At 61.5% G+C, this 15,602-nt stretch carries 21 protein-coding genes; 4 read left to right on the top strand and 17 right to left on the bottom strand.

The features are described 5' to 3' along the window. Nucleotides 1-52 precede the first annotated feature (52 nt). Complete coding sequence (locus J5J83_RS19625; RefSeq protein WP_212351614.1) at nt 53-895, top strand: hypothetical protein; 843 nt, start codon at nt 53-55, stop codon at nt 893-895. 16 nt (nt 896-911) lie between these two features. Here the strand turns inward: J5J83_RS19625 and J5J83_RS19620 are convergent, their stop codons facing one another. Then, nucleotides 912-1,661, bottom strand: a complete 750-nt coding sequence (locus J5J83_RS19620; protein WP_212351613.1) for a Nif3-like dinuclear metal center hexameric protein — start codon at nt 1,659-1,661, stop codon at nt 912-914. Nucleotides 1,662-1,731: 70 nt separating this feature from the next. Between J5J83_RS19620 and J5J83_RS19615 the strand changes: the two genes are divergently transcribed. Continuing rightward, nucleotides 1,732-2,892, top strand: coding sequence for a Do family serine endopeptidase (locus tag J5J83_RS19615; RefSeq protein WP_212351612.1), 1,161 nt, complete (start codon nt 1,732-1,734; stop codon nt 2,890-2,892). 16 nt (nt 2,893-2,908) lie between these two features. On the opposite strand, the gene tatC is transcribed toward J5J83_RS19615, so the two are convergent. From tatC to hisB, 10 genes are all read right to left on the bottom strand, one after another. Beyond that, on the bottom strand, nt 2,909-3,712 hold the full coding sequence (gene tatC, locus J5J83_RS19610) for a twin-arginine translocase subunit TatC (protein ID WP_212351611.1): 804 nt from the start codon (nt 3,710-3,712) through the stop codon (nt 2,909-2,911). Continuing rightward, the gene (gene tatB, locus J5J83_RS19605; RefSeq protein WP_212351610.1) at nt 3,709-4,152 is read right to left on the bottom strand and encodes a Sec-independent protein translocase protein TatB; all 444 of its coding nucleotides are present in this window, start codon (nt 4,150-4,152) and stop codon (nt 3,709-3,711) included. The genes tatC and tatB overlap by 4 nt, the downstream gene beginning before the upstream one ends. A gap of 65 nt (nt 4,153-4,217) precedes the next feature. Continuing rightward, nucleotides 4,218-4,448 carry a Sec-independent protein translocase subunit TatA gene (gene tatA, locus J5J83_RS19600; protein WP_212351609.1) on the bottom strand — a complete coding sequence of 77 codons (231 nt, stop codon included), beginning with the start codon at nt 4,446-4,448 and terminating at the stop codon, nt 4,218-4,220. 10 nt (nt 4,449-4,458) lie between these two features. After that, nucleotides 4,459-4,806, bottom strand: a complete 348-nt coding sequence (locus tag J5J83_RS19595; protein WP_212353460.1) for a histidine triad nucleotide-binding protein — start codon at nt 4,804-4,806, stop codon at nt 4,459-4,461. Nucleotides 4,807-4,816: 10 nt separating this feature from the next. Next, the gene (locus J5J83_RS19590; protein ID WP_212351608.1) at nt 4,817-5,140 is read right to left on the bottom strand and encodes a phosphoribosyl-ATP diphosphatase; all 324 of its coding nucleotides are present in this window, start codon (nt 5,138-5,140) and stop codon (nt 4,817-4,819) included. Beyond that, nucleotides 5,137-5,532, bottom strand: a complete 396-nt coding sequence (gene hisI / locus J5J83_RS19585; RefSeq protein ID WP_212351607.1) for a phosphoribosyl-AMP cyclohydrolase — start codon at nt 5,530-5,532, stop codon at nt 5,137-5,139. Before hisI ends, J5J83_RS19590 begins: the two co-directional genes overlap by 4 nt. Continuing rightward, on the bottom strand, nt 5,529-6,287 hold the full coding sequence (hisF, locus tag J5J83_RS19580) for an imidazole glycerol phosphate synthase subunit HisF (protein WP_212351606.1): 759 nt from the start codon (nt 6,285-6,287) through the stop codon (nt 5,529-5,531). The genes hisI and hisF overlap by 4 nt, the downstream gene beginning before the upstream one ends. Next, nucleotides 6,288-7,037, bottom strand: coding sequence for a 1-(5-phosphoribosyl)-5-[(5-phosphoribosylamino)methylideneamino]imidazole-4-carboxamide isomerase (hisA, locus tag J5J83_RS19575; protein ID WP_212351605.1), 750 nt, complete (start codon nt 7,035-7,037; stop codon nt 6,288-6,290). A 42-nt stretch (nt 7,038-7,079) separates the two neighbouring features. Then, complete coding sequence (hisH, locus tag J5J83_RS19570; protein ID WP_212351604.1) at nt 7,080-7,718, bottom strand: imidazole glycerol phosphate synthase subunit HisH; 639 nt, start codon at nt 7,716-7,718, stop codon at nt 7,080-7,082. A gap of 48 nt (nt 7,719-7,766) precedes the next feature. Then, complete coding sequence (gene hisB, locus J5J83_RS19565) at nt 7,767-8,354, bottom strand: imidazoleglycerol-phosphate dehydratase HisB (RefSeq protein ID WP_212351603.1); 588 nt, start codon at nt 8,352-8,354, stop codon at nt 7,767-7,769. A 93-nt stretch (nt 8,355-8,447) separates the two neighbouring features. On the opposite strand from hisB, the gene hisC reads away from it, so the two are divergent. Continuing rightward, entirely contained in the window at nt 8,448-9,521 is a 1,074-nt protein-coding gene (gene hisC / locus J5J83_RS19560; RefSeq protein WP_212351602.1) for a histidinol-phosphate transaminase, read from the top strand. 322 nt (nt 9,522-9,843) lie between these two features. On the opposite strand, the gene hisD is transcribed toward hisC, so the two are convergent. Continuing rightward, entirely contained in the window at nt 9,844-11,151 is a 1,308-nt protein-coding gene (gene hisD / locus J5J83_RS19555) for a histidinol dehydrogenase (RefSeq protein ID WP_212351601.1), read from the bottom strand. A gap of 8 nt (nt 11,152-11,159) precedes the next feature. Further along, nucleotides 11,160-11,804 carry an ATP phosphoribosyltransferase gene (gene hisG / locus J5J83_RS19550; RefSeq protein ID WP_212351600.1) on the bottom strand — a complete coding sequence of 215 codons (645 nt, stop codon included), beginning with the start codon at nt 11,802-11,804 and terminating at the stop codon, nt 11,160-11,162. Nucleotides 11,805-11,950: 146 nt separating this feature from the next. Here hisG and rnk point away from each other — a divergent pair, with 146 nt between their 5' ends. Further along, complete coding sequence (gene rnk, locus J5J83_RS19545; RefSeq protein ID WP_212351599.1) at nt 11,951-12,346, top strand: nucleoside diphosphate kinase regulator; 396 nt, start codon at nt 11,951-11,953, stop codon at nt 12,344-12,346. Between the two features lie 36 nt (nt 12,347-12,382). Here rnk and murA read toward each other — a convergent pair whose 3' ends face one another. Genes murA through J5J83_RS19525 form a run of 4 tightly spaced genes read right to left on the bottom strand, consistent with a single transcriptional unit; the run spans nt 12,383 to nt 15,602 of the window. Next, complete coding sequence (gene murA, locus J5J83_RS19540) at nt 12,383-13,633, bottom strand: UDP-N-acetylglucosamine 1-carboxyvinyltransferase (RefSeq protein WP_212351598.1); 1,251 nt, start codon at nt 13,631-13,633, stop codon at nt 12,383-12,385. 9 nt (nt 13,634-13,642) lie between these two features. Then, nucleotides 13,643-13,900, bottom strand: coding sequence for a BolA/IbaG family iron-sulfur metabolism protein (locus tag J5J83_RS19535; RefSeq protein ID WP_212351597.1), 258 nt, complete (start codon nt 13,898-13,900; stop codon nt 13,643-13,645). 12 nt (nt 13,901-13,912) lie between these two features. After that, nucleotides 13,913-14,713, bottom strand: a complete 801-nt coding sequence (locus J5J83_RS19530) for an ABC transporter permease (RefSeq protein ID WP_212351596.1) — start codon at nt 14,711-14,713, stop codon at nt 13,913-13,915. Beyond that, nucleotides 14,706-15,602, bottom strand: coding sequence for an ABC transporter ATP-binding protein (locus J5J83_RS19525; RefSeq protein ID WP_212351595.1), 897 nt, complete (start codon nt 15,600-15,602; stop codon nt 14,706-14,708). Before J5J83_RS19525 ends, J5J83_RS19530 begins: the two co-directional genes overlap by 8 nt.

The following is a 15,602-nucleotide window of genomic DNA, read 5'->3' as shown; positions in this document are numbered from 1 at the left end:
GGTGAAAACGCCCCCCCCCGCGACCACGATCGCCCAGGAGGCACCGCCGGCGGTGAGGGCGGAACAGAAGGCTGCGCCGCAATCGGCCCAAGACTGGACGTTGATCGCAGCGCTCGGTGCGGGTGCAGCTTCAATTGCTGCGCTCCTGCTGCTGCGCACTCGCCGCCAGACCAGGCCGACGTCGCGACAGGCAGGCCCGAAGGTAATGGCAGCACCTGCACCATCAAGCGACACCCCGCTATCGATGAGCGGCGCAGCGCCTGTCACCGAAATGCCGGAACCGACCCAGGGCCCGGCGTCTGGCGCCATCCTGCCGCTGGAATGGGACCATACACCTTCGGGCTTTGGTCAACTTGATCTGGCACCGCTCGCTGAAGAGGAGGAAGTCGAAGAACACGACTCCGCAATTGAGCTGGCCGAGATCATGATGAGCTTTGGCCGGGTACATGGCGCAGCAGAAACCCTGGCCGATTTCATCCGCAGCAATCCGAAGCAAGCCGTTACGCCGTGGCTGAAGCTGCTCGAAGTCTATCGCGCAGCAGGACTTAGAGCAGAGTTCGACGCGCTGGCCCGCCAGCTCAACAAGACCTTCAATGTCAAGGCGGTCACGTGGGATAACTTTGACGAGGCCCGCCAGGCGCCGGACACGCTGGAACAGATGCCACACCTGGTCACCGCCGTGCAGGAGCTTTGGGGCACGCGCGACTGTCAAGCCTACTTGCAGAAGCTATTGCGTGACAACCGCGATGGTACCCGGCAAGGCTTCCCGCTTGTCGTCATCGATGACATTCTGTGCCTGTCGGCAGTCCTTGAACAACAACTCGGCCCCTATCGCCCCGCGATCGAAGAGCAAGTGGCGGACAACGGTCCGGTGACAGAGCCTCCGGCAACGTAATCGCCCGCGGCAGGATTCAAACCGGATTGGGCAAGTCGAGAAAGGTGGCCTTCAGCCCCAGTTCGGCGCCGAGATAGTCGGCCAGCGCCCTGGGGCCGTAGCGCTCGGTCGCGTGATGCCCGGCCGCGATGTACGGCACCCCCGACTCACGCGCTATGTGCGTTGTCTGTTCGGATATCTCGCCCGAAACATACAGATCCGCCCCGGCAAGCACGGCCTGCTCGAAATACCCCTGCGCCCCTCCGGTGCACCATGCGATGCGCCTGACCTTGCGCGCACCGTCTCCGACCAGCAGAGGGGGACGTGCCAGTCGCTCGGCAATGTCTGCAGCAAGCGCCGATGCAGTCACACCGACTGTTTCCGGTACGCCGATCCAGCCCAGCTCCTGGTCTGCAAAACGCCCCTCGCCCTTCCAACCCATGACAGCGGCAAACTGAGCGTTATTGCCAAGTTGCGGATGAACGTCCAGCGGCAAGTGGTAGGCAAGCAGGCTGATGTCATGCCCGAGCAAGGTAGCGAGGCGGCGCTTACGCATGCCGACAACCCGCCCGTCCTCACCGCGCCAGAAGTAGCCATGGTGGACCACGATGGCATCGTACCCACCCGCCACTGCCGCATCGAGCAAGGCCTGGCTGGCGGTCACACCACACAGGACCTTCGACACTTCGGCGCGTCCTTCCACTTGCAGTCCGTTTGGGCAATAATCCCGCAGCCGCGCGACCTCAAGCAATTCATCCAGATGGTTGTGCAAAGCACTGAGCTGCATACCGTCTCCATTCATTCACGATCGACCCAGTCGTTCCCGACTGGCCATCGTTTAGCTATCGAGCAATATTATGCGCCGCCTGTGGCTGATTTTCGCTCAGGCCGTGACGGCAAGTGTCGCGGTCCTGTTTGTGTTGAACACGCTTAAGCCGGAGTGGCTGCAGGGCGCCGCGCCCGCTTCGGTTGTAGAGATTCTTGAAGCGCCAGCGGGCGAGGCAGGCAATCGCCCACCACTGGGCTCCTACGCGGACGCAGCCCAGCGATCAATGCCGGCCGTCGTACACATCTTTACCTCCAAGACGGTACAGACACCACGCCACCCCCTGCTCAACGACCCGCTCTTCCGTCACTTCTTCGGTGATCGGCAAAATGGCGAGAGGCCGCAGGAGAGCGCCGGCCTCGGGTCCGGCGTGATCGTCAGTCCCGAGGGTTTCATCCTGACCAACAACCACGTCATCGAAGCTGCTGATGAGATCGAGGTCGCACTCAATGACGGGCGGAAATTCCCTGCATCCGTCATTGGCAGGGACCCGGAGTCCGATCTTGCGGTTCTGCGCATAGCCGCAAACGCGCCTGTGCCGTCGATCACCTTTTCGCGTGCCGACATGCTGCACGTCGGCGATGTCGTGCTCGCAATCGGCAACCCCTTCGGCGTCGGTCAGACCGTGACCATGGGCATCATCTCCGCACTGGGCCGCAGCCACCTGGGCATCAACACTTTCGAAAACTATATCCAGACCGACGCAGCCATCAATCCGGGCAACTCCGGTGGTGCGCTGGTCGACAGCAGCGGGAATCTGGTTGGCATCAACACGGCGATCTATTCGCGTACCGGTGGCTCGCTCGGCATCGGCTTTGCGATACCGGTATCGATCGCCCGCAATGTGCTCGAACAGATCGTGGCGACCGGCGAGGTCACTCGCGGCTGGGTGGGGGTCGAGATCCGCGAGATCACACCGGAGCTGGCGGCGTCATTCAGTCTCGACAATACAAATGGAGCACTCATTGCCGGCGTATTGCGGGGCAGTCCAGCAGAGCGCGGCGGCGTACGTCCGGGCGACATCCTGATCGCAGTGGATGGAAAGTCCGTGCACGACACCAAGGCCATGCTTGAGCTCGTCGCCGCCCTGAAACCGGGCCAGAACGCTTCATTCCGGGTCCGTCGCGAAGGTCGGGACGTGGATCTTGCCATCGCCGTCGCCCGACGCCCCATTCCGCCCCCGGCGCGCTAGGCGGCGCGTCTGACACTCATTTCCGATCCTGCTCGCCCGCTTCGATCCGGTCGAGTTCGCGATCCATCTCGATCTCCGTCGGTGCAACGTAGTCGCTCGTCGCGGCAGGTTTGGAGATCATGTTCGCAAAAAGAATACCGATCTCGTACAGCAGGCACATGGGCAAGGCCAGCATGAACTGCGAGATCACGTCCGGCGGCGTAATGACCGCCGCCAGCACGAAAGCGCCAACGATGACGTAAGGCCTCACCTCCTTGAGTTTGGCCACACTCACCACGCCAGCCTTGACCAGCAGAATGACGGCGATCGGCACCTCGAAAGTCAGACCGAAGGCAAGGAACATCGACATCACGAAAGAAAGATACTGTTCGATGTCTGGTGCCGGAACAATACTCTTGGGCGCGAACTCGGCGATGAAGTGAAACACCGTGCGGAATACGAAGAAATAGCAGAAGGCCATTCCAAGGATAAAGAGGAATGTGCTGCCCGCGACCAGGGGAATGGCGAGCTTGCGCTCATGCGCGTACAGGCCCGGCGCGATGAATGCCCATGCCTGGTACAGGACCATTGGCAGAGCGAGTACGAAAGCGACGAGCATGGTGACCTTCACCGGCACGAAGAACGGCGTCACGACACCTGTGGCAATCATGTGCGTGCCCTCGGGCAACGTGTCCATCATCGGCTTGGCAAGGACGTCATAGATTTCGCCCGCCCAAGGCATCAGGCAGACGAAGACCACGATGAACGCCACCATGGCCCGCAACAGGCGATCGCGCAGCTCGACCAGATGCGCGATGAAGGTTTCCTGGGTCTCGCTCATGTCTTGTTTACCGGTACGGGCTGCTGCTTGCCCTCGGGATCGAGCCCGAGCTCGAGTTGCGGCGCGGCCGTCCTGGCTGCATCCACGCTTTCCGTGCCGCCGGTATTTGCGGCGATGGAAGCGCCTGCAGACGTCTCGGCCGGCAAGCCGGCCTTGACCTCGTCGACAGTCTTGCCGACGCCAGCCTCGAGATCGCTGACCTGAGCCCGAACGGAGCTTTCCATCTCGTTTGCCTGCTCCTGCACCTGCTGTTGCAGTTTCTTGAGCTCTTCGAGCTGCATCTCACGCTGAATATCGGATTTCACATCGGATACGTAGCGCTGCAGCCTGCCCAGCAAGTGCCCTGCCGTCCTCGCCACCTTGGGCAGACGTTCCGGGCCGACGACAATCAGCATGACGACACCGATGACCACGAGTTCAGAAAAGCCGAAATCGAACATTTTCCCAGGTCCAACGCGAAAAGAAGGGGCGCACGAGCGCCCCTTCACCGCAGATTAATTGCGCTTCAGGAGGACTTCTCAACCTTCTCGCGTGCCTCGCCCTCGATCGTCTGGCCAGAAGCGATCTTCTGCTTCGCAGCGTCGTCAGCCGACGAGTCCGCCTCCTTCATGCCTTCCTTGAAACCCTTCACGGCGCCGCCCAGATCCTGACCGACATTGCGCAGTTTCTTGGTACCGAAAACCAGCATGACGATGACCAGAACGATCAGCCAGTGCCAGATACTGAATGAACCCATACCGCTCTCCTTAGTGCTTCAACATGGGCGGGAGCAGTTGCGGCCCACCCACAATATGGACATGAAGATGATACACCTCCTGCAATCCAACCCGCCCGGTGTTCACAATGGTTCTGAACCCATCCGTGCAGCCTTGTTCCCGGGCAACGCGCGGTGCAGTCACCATCAGGTGTCCCATCAAAGCCTCATGCCCGGATTCCAGCGCCGCCATCGATGCGATGTGCTGCTTCGGGATCAGCAGAATATGCACCGGCGCAGCCGGCTTGATATCGTGAAACGCCAGCACGAACTCGTCCTCGTAGACCTTGCGCGCCGGAATATCGCCGCGGGCCATCCTGCAGAACAGACAGTCCGCCATTTCTGCCTGCTCAGGCACTGCGGGACTTCTTTTCATCGATGCCCGACACACCCTCGCGACGCCGGAACTCAGCGAGAATATCGTCGACCGACAGGCCGAAATGCGCCAGCAGCACCATCGAGTGAAACCACAGGTCTGTCACTTCCCAGACCACGTGCAACATGTCCTTGTCTTTCGCCGCCATGATGGTTTCGGCCGCCTCTTCTGCCACCTTCTTGCAGATGGCATCCGTGCCCTTGGCGTAAAGGCTGGATACATAGGAAGAATCGGGGCTGGCCTGCTTGCGCTCCGCCAGCGTGGCAGCCACGCGATGCAACACTTCAATATCGATCATTGGTAGATATCCTTCGGATCTTTCAGTACCGGTTCGACAGCCACCCAGCGGCCATCATCGAAATACGTCTGGAAGAAGCAACTATGCCGCCCGGTATGGCAGGCAATGCCTCCCACCTGTTCGATCTTCAGCAGGATCACATCGTTGTCGCAGTCAATGCGGATGTCGAGCACCTTCTGCACATGCCCGGACTCCTCGCCCTTGTGCCACAGCTTACGCCGCGAACGTGACCAATAGACTGCCTCCCCGGTCTCGGCGGTACGCTGGAGCGCATCGCGATTCATCCATGCGAACATCAGCACATCGCCGCTTGACGCCTCTTGTGCGATAACCGGCACCAGGCCGTTTTCGTCCCATTTCACTTCGTTGAGCCAGCGCGTGCCGACGTTCACAGTCGCACCTCGATGCCGTGAGCACGCATCAACTCCTTGGCTTCGCGCACAGTATGCTGACCAAAGTGGAAGATGCTCGCTGCCAGCACCGCATCGGCTCGCCCGGTCGACACCCCTTCGGACAAATGCTCGAGCGTACCGACGCCACCACTGGCAATCACCGGAATTCGAACCGCATCGGACACGGCACGTGTCAGGCCGAGATCGAAACCGATCTTGGTACCGTCCCGGTCCATGCTGGTCAGCAGGATTTCGCCGGCACCGAGCGCCTCGACCCGTTGCGCCCATTCGATCGCGTCGAGTCCGGTGTTGTTGCGACCACCATGGGTGAACACCTGCCACTTGCCCGGAGCCGTCTGCTTGGCGTCGATGGCCACCACGATGCACTGGCTGCCGACCTTGCTGCTGGCGTCGTATACAACCTGGGGATTATTCACCGCGGCGGTATTGATGCTGACCTTGTCGGCACCCGCATTGAGCAGGCGCCGCACATCGTCGACCGTACGCACGCCGCCGCCCACCGTCAGCGGAATGAACACCTGTTCGGCAACCTGCTCCACTACATGCAGGATGATGTCGCGATCGTCCGAACTGGCGGTGATGTCGAGAAACGTGATCTCGTCAGCCCCCTGTTCGTCGTAGCGTTTGGCAATCTCGACCGGATCGCCGGCATCTCGCAATTCGACGAAATTGACGCCCTTGACCACTCGGCCCGCACTGACGTCAAGACAGGGGATGATGCGTTTGGCGAGCATTCAGTCGGTCCGGCCGTTAAGTTGATCCGCTCGTGCCTGTCCCGCGGCGAAGTCGAGTGTGCCTTCATAAATGGCACGGCCGGTAATGGCCCCCATGACCCCTTCGTCCTCAACCGCACACAATGCATCGATATCGGCAAGCGCGGCAACGCCGCCACTGGCGATGACAGGAATACGCAAGGCCTGGGCAAGGCGTACGGTTGCCTCGATATTGACCCCGGATAGCATGCCGTCACGACCGATATCGGTGTAGATCACCGATTCAACGCCGTAATCCTCGAACTTCCTTGCCAGATCCACCACATCGTGGCCGGTCAGCTTTGACCAGCCATCCACGGCAACTTTGCCATCCTTGGCGTCGAGTCCGACGATGATATGGCCGGGAAAAGCACTGCAGGCATCATGCAGAAAACCCGGATTCTTCACTGCGGCGGTACCGATGATGACGTAGCTGATGCCGTTATCCAGATATTGCTCAATGGTGTCGAGATCGCGGATACCGCCGCCCAACTGAACCGGAATGTCGTCACCCACCTCGTCGGTGATCGCACGGATCGCACCGCCGTTTTTTGGCTTTCCGGCAAATGCACCGTTGAGATCGACGAGATGCAGGCGCCGCGCGCCCTGATCGATCCAGTGCCGCGCCATGGCAGCGGGGTCTTCCGAGAACACGGTGGCATCGTCCATTTCACCTTGTTTCAGGCGAACACAATGACCGTCCTTGAGATCGATGGCGGGAATGAGCAGCATACCGGAATAATGACAATGAAATGAGAACGAAGCGAACGCGAATCAGGGCGTCCAGCGGATGAAATTCGACAACAGGCGCAATCCTGCCTGCGCACTTTTCTCGGGGTGAAACTGAACTGCGAAGATATTAGCCCGTGCCACCCCACTGGTAAAGCGCACACCATAATCGGTGCGTGCTGCGACCAGGGCCGGCTCGGCTGGCGCAACATAATAGCTGTGAACGAAATAGAAGCGCTCGCCATCCGGGATGCCTTCCCACAAGGCATGCGCGCTGTTTTGCCAGACCTCGTTCCAGCCCATGTGCGGGACCTTCAGCCGGGCGCCATCGACGCCGACCATGTCCGCATCGCGAAAACGCACCACCTCGCCCCGGAAGATACCCAGCCCGGGAACGTCGCCTTCCTCGCTGTTCTCGAACAGCATCTGTTGTCCGATGCAGATCCCCAGAAAGGGTTTCGACGCCGCAGCCTCCAGTACGGCGGGCCTCAAGCCGCGCAGGTCGAGCTCGCGCATGCAGTCGGGCATTGCCCCCTGCCCCGGGAACACGACCCGGTCTGCGGCCGCCACGACCGCGGGATCCGAGGTAACCTCGATACGGTGTTCCGGCGCAACGTGCTCAATGGCCTTGGCAACCGAGCGAAGGTTGCCCATGCCGTAATCAATGATGGCCACGGTGGTCATCGTGTCAGTGCTCGCGAAAGAAGTGAGGAATCGGAAAGACGCAGGAAATCAGAGCGCGCCCTTGGTCGAAGGGATGGTCCCTGCCGCGCGTTCGTCGCGCTCGGCGGCCATGCGCAGTGCACGTGCAAACGCCTTGAACACGGTCTCGCACTGGTGATGCGCATTATCACCACGCAGATTGTCGATATGCAGGGTCACGCCGGCATGATTGACAAAGCCCTGGAAGAATTCGCGCACCAGATCGACATCGAAATTGCCGATTCGGGCACGCGTGTAGGTGACGAAATAGTGCAGCCCCGGACGCCCGGAAAAATCGACGACGACCCGCGACAGCGCTTCGTCCAGCGGAACATAGGCATGCCCGTAGCGACGCACGCCCTTCTTGTCGCCAAGCGCCCTGGCAAAAGCCTGCCCCAGCGTGATGCCAACATCCTCGACGGTATGGTGGTCGTCGATATGGGTATCGCCCTGGCAGCGCACATCGAGGTCGATCAGACCATGGCGCACGATCTGGTCGAGCATGTGATCGAGAAACGGTACCCCGGTTTCAAGGGTGCCCTTGCCCGTGCCATCGAGATCGATGCGCACGGAAATCTTGGTTTCGAGAGTATCGCGAGTGACGTCGGCTTGCCGCATGGACTTTGCTGCTGCAGGTTGATGCATGGAGAGCCATGATACCATCGCTCGGCACTTTCCACCCGACCCCTCCTCCCCCGCGGAAGAACACGCATGAGCCGTTTCTGGAGCGCCGTCACCCACGGCCTGACCCCCTATGTTCCGGGCGAACAGCCCAAGATCGACAACCTGGTCAAGCTCAACACCAACGAGCACCCGTACGGCCCCTCGCCGAAGGTACTGGAGGCCATTCGCGAGGCCACATCGGACGCACTCAGGCTCTACCCCGATCCGAATGCGGACCAGCTGAAGGCCGCCCTCGCGCTGCGCTATGGGGTACGCCCGCAACAGGTCTTCGTGGGCAACGGATCGGACGAGGTGCTCGCGCATGCCTTCCAGGGGCTGCTCAAGCATGAGCGTCCGCTGTGGATGCCGGATATCTCCTACAGTTTTTACCCGGTCTATTGCGGGCTGTATGGCGTCGAGTTGCGCATCATTCCGCTTACTGACGAGCTTCTGATCGATCCGGCAGACTATCTGCCACAAGGGGAAAGTCGGGCGGGCGCAATCATTTTTCCGAACCCGAATGCACCGACCGGCAGCGCACTGGCGCTTGATGCGATCGAGCAAGTAGTTGCCGGCAACCCGGACGCGGTGGTGCTGATCGACGAGGCCTATGTGGACTTTGGCGGCGAGAGCGCGATCTCGCTGGTGGACCGCTACCCGAACCTGCTGGTGTGTCAGACCTTCTCCAAGAGCCGTTCACTGGCGGGGCTGAGGGTCGGCTTTGCCATCGGAGATCCCGACTTGATCGCCGGTCTGGAGCGGGTCAAGAACAGCTTCAACTCCTACCCGCTGGACCGTCTGGCACTGGCCGGCGCGGTGGCCTCGGTCGAGGATGACGCCTACTTCATGGAGAGTTGCCGTAAGGTCATCGCGACGCGGGAGGTGCTGGTCGAGCAGATGAAGGCCCTCGGCTTCGAGGTACTGCCGTCGGCGGCCAACTTCATTTTCGCCCGACACCCCCGGCGCGATGGCGCCGAGCTTGCCGCAGCCCTGCGCCAGCGCGCGATCATCGTCCGCCATTTCAAGGCCGCGCGCATCGATCAGTTCCTCCGCATCACGATTGGTACCGATGCGCAGTGTGAAAGCCTGGTCAGTGCCCTGCGGGAAATTCTGGCAGCGTAACAAGGAAGCTCTGTCGTCGAGAGCCGCGACATGGCGAGCGGGAGGCGGGCGAGGAAATTGCGCCGCAGGCGAGGACTGTCCGAGCCCGAAGGGCGAGTTCCGCAGCCTGCAGAGCAAATTCCTCACCCGTCTCCCGCGGATGGCTGCCTGAACCGTTAGCGCATTCGTCTTGAATTTGGTGCAGACACACCGTCGGAAGGCGGGTGGACATTCATTCTGCAGGCTGCGGAACTCGCTGCGCTCGGACAGTCCTCGCCTGCGCCATGAATGTCCACCCGCCTTCCGACTCAGTTAGTGCCAACTCCACCAGCACCGGAAACAATCAGCGCTTAAGCCGCATCTCCGCCGAACGCGCATGCGCTTGCAAGCCTTCACCATGTGCAAGAATCGACGCGACCTTGCCCAGATGCTGGGCACCCGCTTCGGAGATGTGCACGATGCTGGTCCGCTTCTGGAAGTCATACACGCCCAGTGGCGACGAGAAGCGTGCGCTGCGCATGGTCGGCAGCACATGGTTGGGGCCCGCGCAGTAATCGCCCAGCGCCTCGACCGCCCAGTGACCGACGAAGATCGCGCCCGCGTGACGAATGCGATCGACCCACTGCTCGGCATTGTCCATCGACAACTCGAGGTGTTCCGGCGCGATTCGGTTGGCAATCGCACATGCCTGTTCGAGACTGTCGACGTGAATCAGCGCGCCGCGATTGGCCAGCGACTTCGCGATGGTCTCCTGCCGTGGCATCGTCGGCAGCAGGCGATCGATCGCCTCATGCACGGCGTCGATGAACCCGGCGTCTGTACACAGCAGAATGGACTGGGCCAGTTCGTCGTGCTCGGCCTGGGCGAACAGATCCATCGCCACCCAGTCGGCGTGACCACTGCCATCGGAGATGATCAGCACCTCTGACGGACCGGCCACCATGTCGATGCCCACCGTACCGAATACCCTGCGCTTGGCCTCGGCCACATAGGCATTGCCCGGACCGACGATCTTGTCGACCTGCGGAATGGTCTGCGTGCCATAGGCGAGCGCGGCAACAGCCTGCGCACCACCAATCGTAAACACCCGGTCCACCCCGGTGATTGCGGCCGCTGCAAGCACCAGCGGGTTGTGCTCACCGCCCGGCGTCGGCACCACCATGATCAGCTCGCCAACTCCGGCCACTTTGGCGGGAATCGCGTTCATCAACACCGAGCTTGGGTAGGAGGCGCGCCCACCCGGCACGTACAGCCCGACGCGATCGAGCGGCGTCACCTTCTGCCCCAGGCGCGTGCCATCGGCCTCGGTGTATTCCCAGGAGTCCGCCTTCTGCCGTTCGTGGTAGACGCGTACGCGATCCGCCGCAATCCGCAGCGCCTCGCGCTGCTCGACATTGAGCCCTTCGAGCGCGGCATGCAGCGCTTTTTTCGGCAATTCGAGCGCGGCCATTTCGGCCACATCCAGACGGTCGAAGCGCCTGGTGTATTCGATGACTGCGGCGTCGCCTGTTGTACGCACCGCACGCAGGATTTCGCTGACTGCAGCGTCGATTCTGTCATCGGCCGACGCTTCGAAGGCGAGCAGGCGGTCGAGCGTTGAGAGAAATTCCGGCTCGCGGGCATCGAGGCGGCGAATGGGCGTCTGGCTCATGATTGGACTCAGGGTTTGATAGCGCCCGAAAAGGCGTCGAGCATAGGCTGGATCAGTTCGCGCTTGAGCTTGAGCGAAGCCTGGTTGACGATCAGGCGCGAACTGATCGGCATGATGTCTTCCACTTCCTCGAGATTGTTGGCGCGCAGCGTGCCGCCGGTAGACACCAGGTCGACGATGGCGTCGGCAAGACCGACCAGCGGCGCCAACTCCATGGAGCCGTAGAGCTTGATCAGGTCGACATGCATGCCCTTGCCCGCGAAATGAGCCTTGGCGGCATTGATGTACTTGGTCGCCACGCGTATCCGTCCGCCCGGACGAATGGCGGCGGCATAGTCGAAGCCTTTCTGCACGGCCACACACAGTCGACAACGCGCGATGTTGAGATCGAGCGGTTGATACAAGCCCTCTCCTCCGTGCTCGATCAAGACATCCTTGCCCGCGATGCCAAGATCGGCCGCGCCATACTGAACATAGGTCGGCGTATCGGTCGCACGCACGATGACCAGGCGCACCTCGGGCCGGTTGGTGCCGATGATGAGCTTGCGCGAGCTCTCCGGATTGTCGGTCGGAACAATACCCGCAGCTGCCAGCAGCGGCAGGGTTTCCTCGAAAATGCGGCCCTTGGACAGGGCGAGGGTGATGCTGGACACGGATCTGACCTTGCTGAATCGGGCCCGTATTGTAACCCGACGGGGCTTCTGATAGCCTCTGCACAAATGGCTGAACCGCGACAGCGGCTCAGCCATTTTCTTTGTACGCATGCGTTTGTCGAAATTTTCACCCGGAGGTGATCAGCATGAAACCCGAGATCATCATCTCAGCACAGGATATGGACAGCCTCGAAGGCCTCCTGTCGGCACCGTCCGCTCGCAGCCGCAGCGATCTCGACGCGCTCAGGGCAGAACTGGATCGCGCCGATGTGCGCGAAGCTGAGGACATGCCGGACGACGTCATCATGATGAACAGCCGCGCCCGCTTTCTGGAAGAGAACACCGGCCGCCAATATGAGCTCACGCTGTCGTTTCCGCGCGACGCCAGCGCCGAGGCCGGCCGCGTATCGATTTTCTCGCCCGCTGGCAGCGCACTGCTTGGGCTCTCAGTCAATCAGAGCATCGACTGGCTGACGCCCGACGGCAAGGCGATTCGGCTCAATGTCCTCGCCGTGACGCAACACGCAGCAGCGGGCGGCTAGTTCACCGGCAGCGTCGCCGCAGGCGACGCACAAGGCTCAGCTTACGCGGCGCACGCTCGCGCCCAGCGCCGCCAGCTTTTCCACCAGGCGCTCATAACCACGATCGAGATGGTAGATGCGCTCGATCATGGTTTCACCTTCGGCCACCAGACCGGCGATGACCAGACTCGCGGATGCGCGCAGATCCGTCGCCATCACCGTCGCCCCCTGCAGCCTTTCCACCCCTTGCACCACGGCGGTATTGCCGTCGATCCGGATCATGGCACCCAATCGCTGCAGTTCTACCGCATGCATGAAGCGGTTCTCGAAAATCGTCTCGCGAATCATCGCCACGCCATGGGCCACGCAATTGAGCGCCATGAACTGCGCCTGCATGTCGGTAGGAAAGGCGGGATAAGGCGAGGTGCGCAGGTTGACCGCTTGCAGGCGCGCTGGCGCCTTGATCCGGATTGCGTCGCGCGCCGACTCGACCTCACAGCCCGCATCCATGAGCTTGTCGACAACCGCGTCGAGGTAGGCGGTCGACGTGCCGGTCAGGCGCACGTCGCCACCGGTCACGGCGGCCGCGCACAGGTAAGTCCCGGTTTCAATGCGGTCCGGCATGATGCGGTGGGTCGCACCGTGCAGACGATCGACCCCCTGAATGCGGATGACGTCGGTCCCCGCACCGGAAATGCGCGCCCCCATCGCGACCAGACAATTGGCGAGATCCACGATTTCGGGCTCACGGGCGGCATTCTCGATGACCGTTTCGCCATCGGCCAGTGTGGCCGCCATCATCAGGTTTTCGGTTCCGGTCACCGTTACCATGTCGGTAAACAGGCGCGCGCCCTTCAGGCGCGGAACGCGGGCGTGAACATAGCCGTGTTCGACACCGACTTCCGCCCCCATCGCCTGCAGTCCCTTGATGTGCTGATCCACCGGACGTGCGCCAATGGCACACCCCCCAGGCAGGCTCACGCGTGCTTCACCGCAGCGCGCGACCAGCGGTCCCAGCACCAGAATCGATGCCCGCATGGTCTTGACCATTTCGTAGGGCGCCACCGGATTGTCGACACCCGACGCGTCCAGCGTCACCGTGTCACCGTCAGCGCTGATCTCGACCCCCATTTGTCCGAGCAATGCAAGCAGCGTGGCGATGTCCTTGAGCTGCGGCACGTTCGAGAACGTCATCGGTTCGGCCGTGAGCAGTGCCGCACACAGGATGGGCAGAGCCGCATTCTTGGCACCGGAGATGGCGATCTCGCCTGACAGGCGGGAACCGCCGGCAATCAGCAACTTGTCCATGATGCGCGCTTAGAGCCCCAACTCGGTACGGACCTCGGCCCATTTCTCCGGCGTATAGGTCTGCAGTTGCAGGGCATGGATCTCATTGCCCATCAACTTGCCCAGCGCGGCATACACGGCCTGATGCTGGCGGACCTTGAGCTGCCCCTGGAATTGCTTGCTGACGACAATCCCGGTGAAATGCACACCGTCGTCGCCCTCGATGGCCACGAACTCGCAGGGCAGACCCTGCTCGATCAGGCGCTTGACCTCATTTGCATCGAACATCGGAAACTCCTTTCAGGCGCGCAACTTGTAGCCCCGGGCGAGCATCGCCAGGGTCAGTGTTGCGAGCAATACGAAACAGCCGCTCACCACGCCTAGGCTGAGCCAGGGCGACACGTCGGACTGACCGAAAAAACCGTAACGAAAGCCGTCGATCATGAAGAAGAACGGATTGGCATGGGATACGTCCTGCCACAGCGGCGGCAAGGAATGAATCGAGTAGAACACGCCCGACAACATGGTCAGCGGCATGATCAGGAAGTTCTGAAACGCCGCCAGCTGATCGAACTTGTCCGCCCAGATCCCGGCAATCACCCCGAGCGAGCTCAGGATTGCCCCGCCCAGCACCGCGAACGTCAACACCCAGAGCGGATGAGCCATGTGAAACTCGACGAAGGGGACGGAGATCAGCAACACCCCCAGGCCAACGAAGAGCCCACGCAGAATCGACGCAATCACGTAAGCGGCATAGAACTCCCGATACGACAGCGGTGGCAGCAGAACGAAAATGATGTTGCCGGTGATCTTGCTCTGAATCAGCGACGACGAGCTGTTGGCAAACGCGTTCTGCAGCAGCGACATCATCACCAGCCCGGGCACCAGGAAGGTCGTATAGGCGATATCCCCATACACGGTGACGTGGCGATCGAGCACATGCGAGAAGATCAGCAGGAACAGGACGGCATTGAGAACGGGCGCCATGACGGTCTGGAAAGCCACCTTCCAGAACCGCAGCACCTCCTTGTACAGCAAGGTGCGAAACCCCACCCAGGGCGCGTCGCGACCCGCTTCGATGCGCTGCTGGCGTTCAGTCACGATGCATCACCTCGATGAAGACACGTTCGAGATCAGGCTCGCCCAGTGCCATCTCGGTCACATCGGCATGCCCCTCGCGCAGGCGCGCCAGCAACTGCTCGACGTCGGCAAAGGCCTCGAAGGCAAATTCGACCCAGTTGCCCTCCACCGCCCGTCCGCCCAACTCTAGCGCCACCGCCCGGTTCGTCACGCGGACACGCAAACTGTGGGTCGCAAAACGGTTGAGCAGGTTCTGCGTCGTATCGAGCGCCACCACCTTGCCACCCTTGAGCATGGCGATACGTCCGCACAGGGTCTCAGCCTCTTCGAGATAGTGCGTCGTCAGCACGATGGTATGTCCGTCGGTGTTGAGCTTGCGCACGAACTGCCACAGACCCTGGCGCAACTCGACATCCACACCGGCAGTGGGCTCGTCGAGTACGATGACCGGCGGCCGATGCACCAGCGCCTGCGCCACCAGCACGCGGCGCTTCATGCCTCCGGACAAGGAACGCATGTTCGACGACGCCTTGGTTGTGAGATCGAGGCTTGCCAGGATCTCGTCGATCCAGTCATCGTTGTGACGCATGCCGAAATAGCCGGACTGGATGCGAAGCAGTTCGCGCACGGTGAAGAAGGGATCGAAAACCAGTTCCTGCGGCACGACCCCGAGGCTGCGCCGCGCGTTGCGGTAGTCGCTGACGACATCGTGCCCCATTACCTCGAGCGTGCCGCCGTCGGCCCGCACCAGTCCGGCCAGGGCCGAAATGAGCGTAGTCTTGCCCGCGCCATTCGGCCCGAGCAGGCCGAAGAACTCGCCTTGCGCGATTTCGAGGCTCACGCCACCGAGCGCCTGCAAGCGTCCGTATTGTTTTGTAACGGATGAAATCCGGATCGCAGGAACCGCCAT

It is taken from the genome of Azoarcus sp. L1K30, from assembly GCF_018122735.1.
Taxonomy (GTDB): Bacteria; Pseudomonadota; Gammaproteobacteria; order Burkholderiales; family Rhodocyclaceae; genus Parazoarcus.
This window is presented reverse-complemented; position numbering and strand designations above follow the sequence as displayed.

Excerpts from the sequence above, each read along its gene's own strand:
- murA (WP_212351598.1), bottom strand. The coding sequence starts at position 13,633 with ATGGACAAGTTGCTGATTGCCGGCGGTTCCCGCCTGTCAGGCGAGATC.
- hisH (WP_212351604.1), bottom strand. The coding sequence starts at position 7,718 with ATGACCACCGTGGCCATCATTGATTACGGCATGGGCAACCTTCGCTCG.
- hisB (WP_212351603.1), bottom strand. The coding sequence starts at position 8,354 with ATGCGGCAAGCCGACGTCACTCGCGATACTCTCGAAACCAAGATTTCC.
- hisA (WP_212351605.1), bottom strand. The coding sequence starts at position 7,037 with ATGCTGCTCATTCCCGCCATCGATCTCAAGGACGGTCATTGTGTTCGC.
- hisC (WP_212351602.1), top strand. The coding sequence starts at position 8,448 with ATGAGCCGTTTCTGGAGCGCCGTCACCCACGGCCTGACCCCCTATGTT.
- hisF (WP_212351606.1), bottom strand. The coding sequence starts at position 6,287 with ATGCTCGCCAAACGCATCATCCCCTGTCTTGACGTCAGTGCGGGCCGA.
- tatC (WP_212351611.1), bottom strand. The coding sequence starts at position 3,712 with ATGAGCGAGACCCAGGAAACCTTCATCGCGCATCTGGTCGAGCTGCGC.
- J5J83_RS19620 (WP_212351613.1), bottom strand. The coding sequence starts at position 1,661 with ATGCAGCTCAGTGCTTTGCACAACCATCTGGATGAATTGCTTGAGGTC.
- J5J83_RS19615 (WP_212351612.1), top strand. The coding sequence starts at position 1,732 with ATGCGCCGCCTGTGGCTGATTTTCGCTCAGGCCGTGACGGCAAGTGTC.
- J5J83_RS19590 (WP_212351608.1), bottom strand. The coding sequence starts at position 5,140 with ATGATCGATATTGAAGTGTTGCATCGCGTGGCTGCCACGCTGGCGGAG.
- hisD (WP_212351601.1), bottom strand. The coding sequence starts at position 11,151 with ATGAGCCAGACGCCCATTCGCCGCCTCGATGCCCGCGAGCCGGAATTT.
- J5J83_RS19595 (WP_212353460.1), bottom strand. The coding sequence starts at position 4,806 with ATGGCGGACTGTCTGTTCTGCAGGATGGCCCGCGGCGATATTCCGGCG.
- tatA (WP_212351609.1), bottom strand. The coding sequence starts at position 4,448 with ATGGGTTCATTCAGTATCTGGCACTGGCTGATCGTTCTGGTCATCGTC.
- J5J83_RS19525 (WP_212351595.1), bottom strand. The coding sequence starts at position 15,602 with ATGGCGGTTCCTGCGATCCGGATTTCATCCGTTACAAAACAATACGGA.
- tatB (WP_212351610.1), bottom strand. The coding sequence starts at position 4,152 with ATGTTCGATTTCGGCTTTTCTGAACTCGTGGTCATCGGTGTCGTCATG.
- rnk (WP_212351599.1), top strand. The coding sequence starts at position 11,951 with ATGAAACCCGAGATCATCATCTCAGCACAGGATATGGACAGCCTCGAA.
- J5J83_RS19535 (WP_212351597.1), bottom strand. The coding sequence starts at position 13,900 with ATGTTCGATGCAAATGAGGTCAAGCGCCTGATCGAGCAGGGTCTGCCC.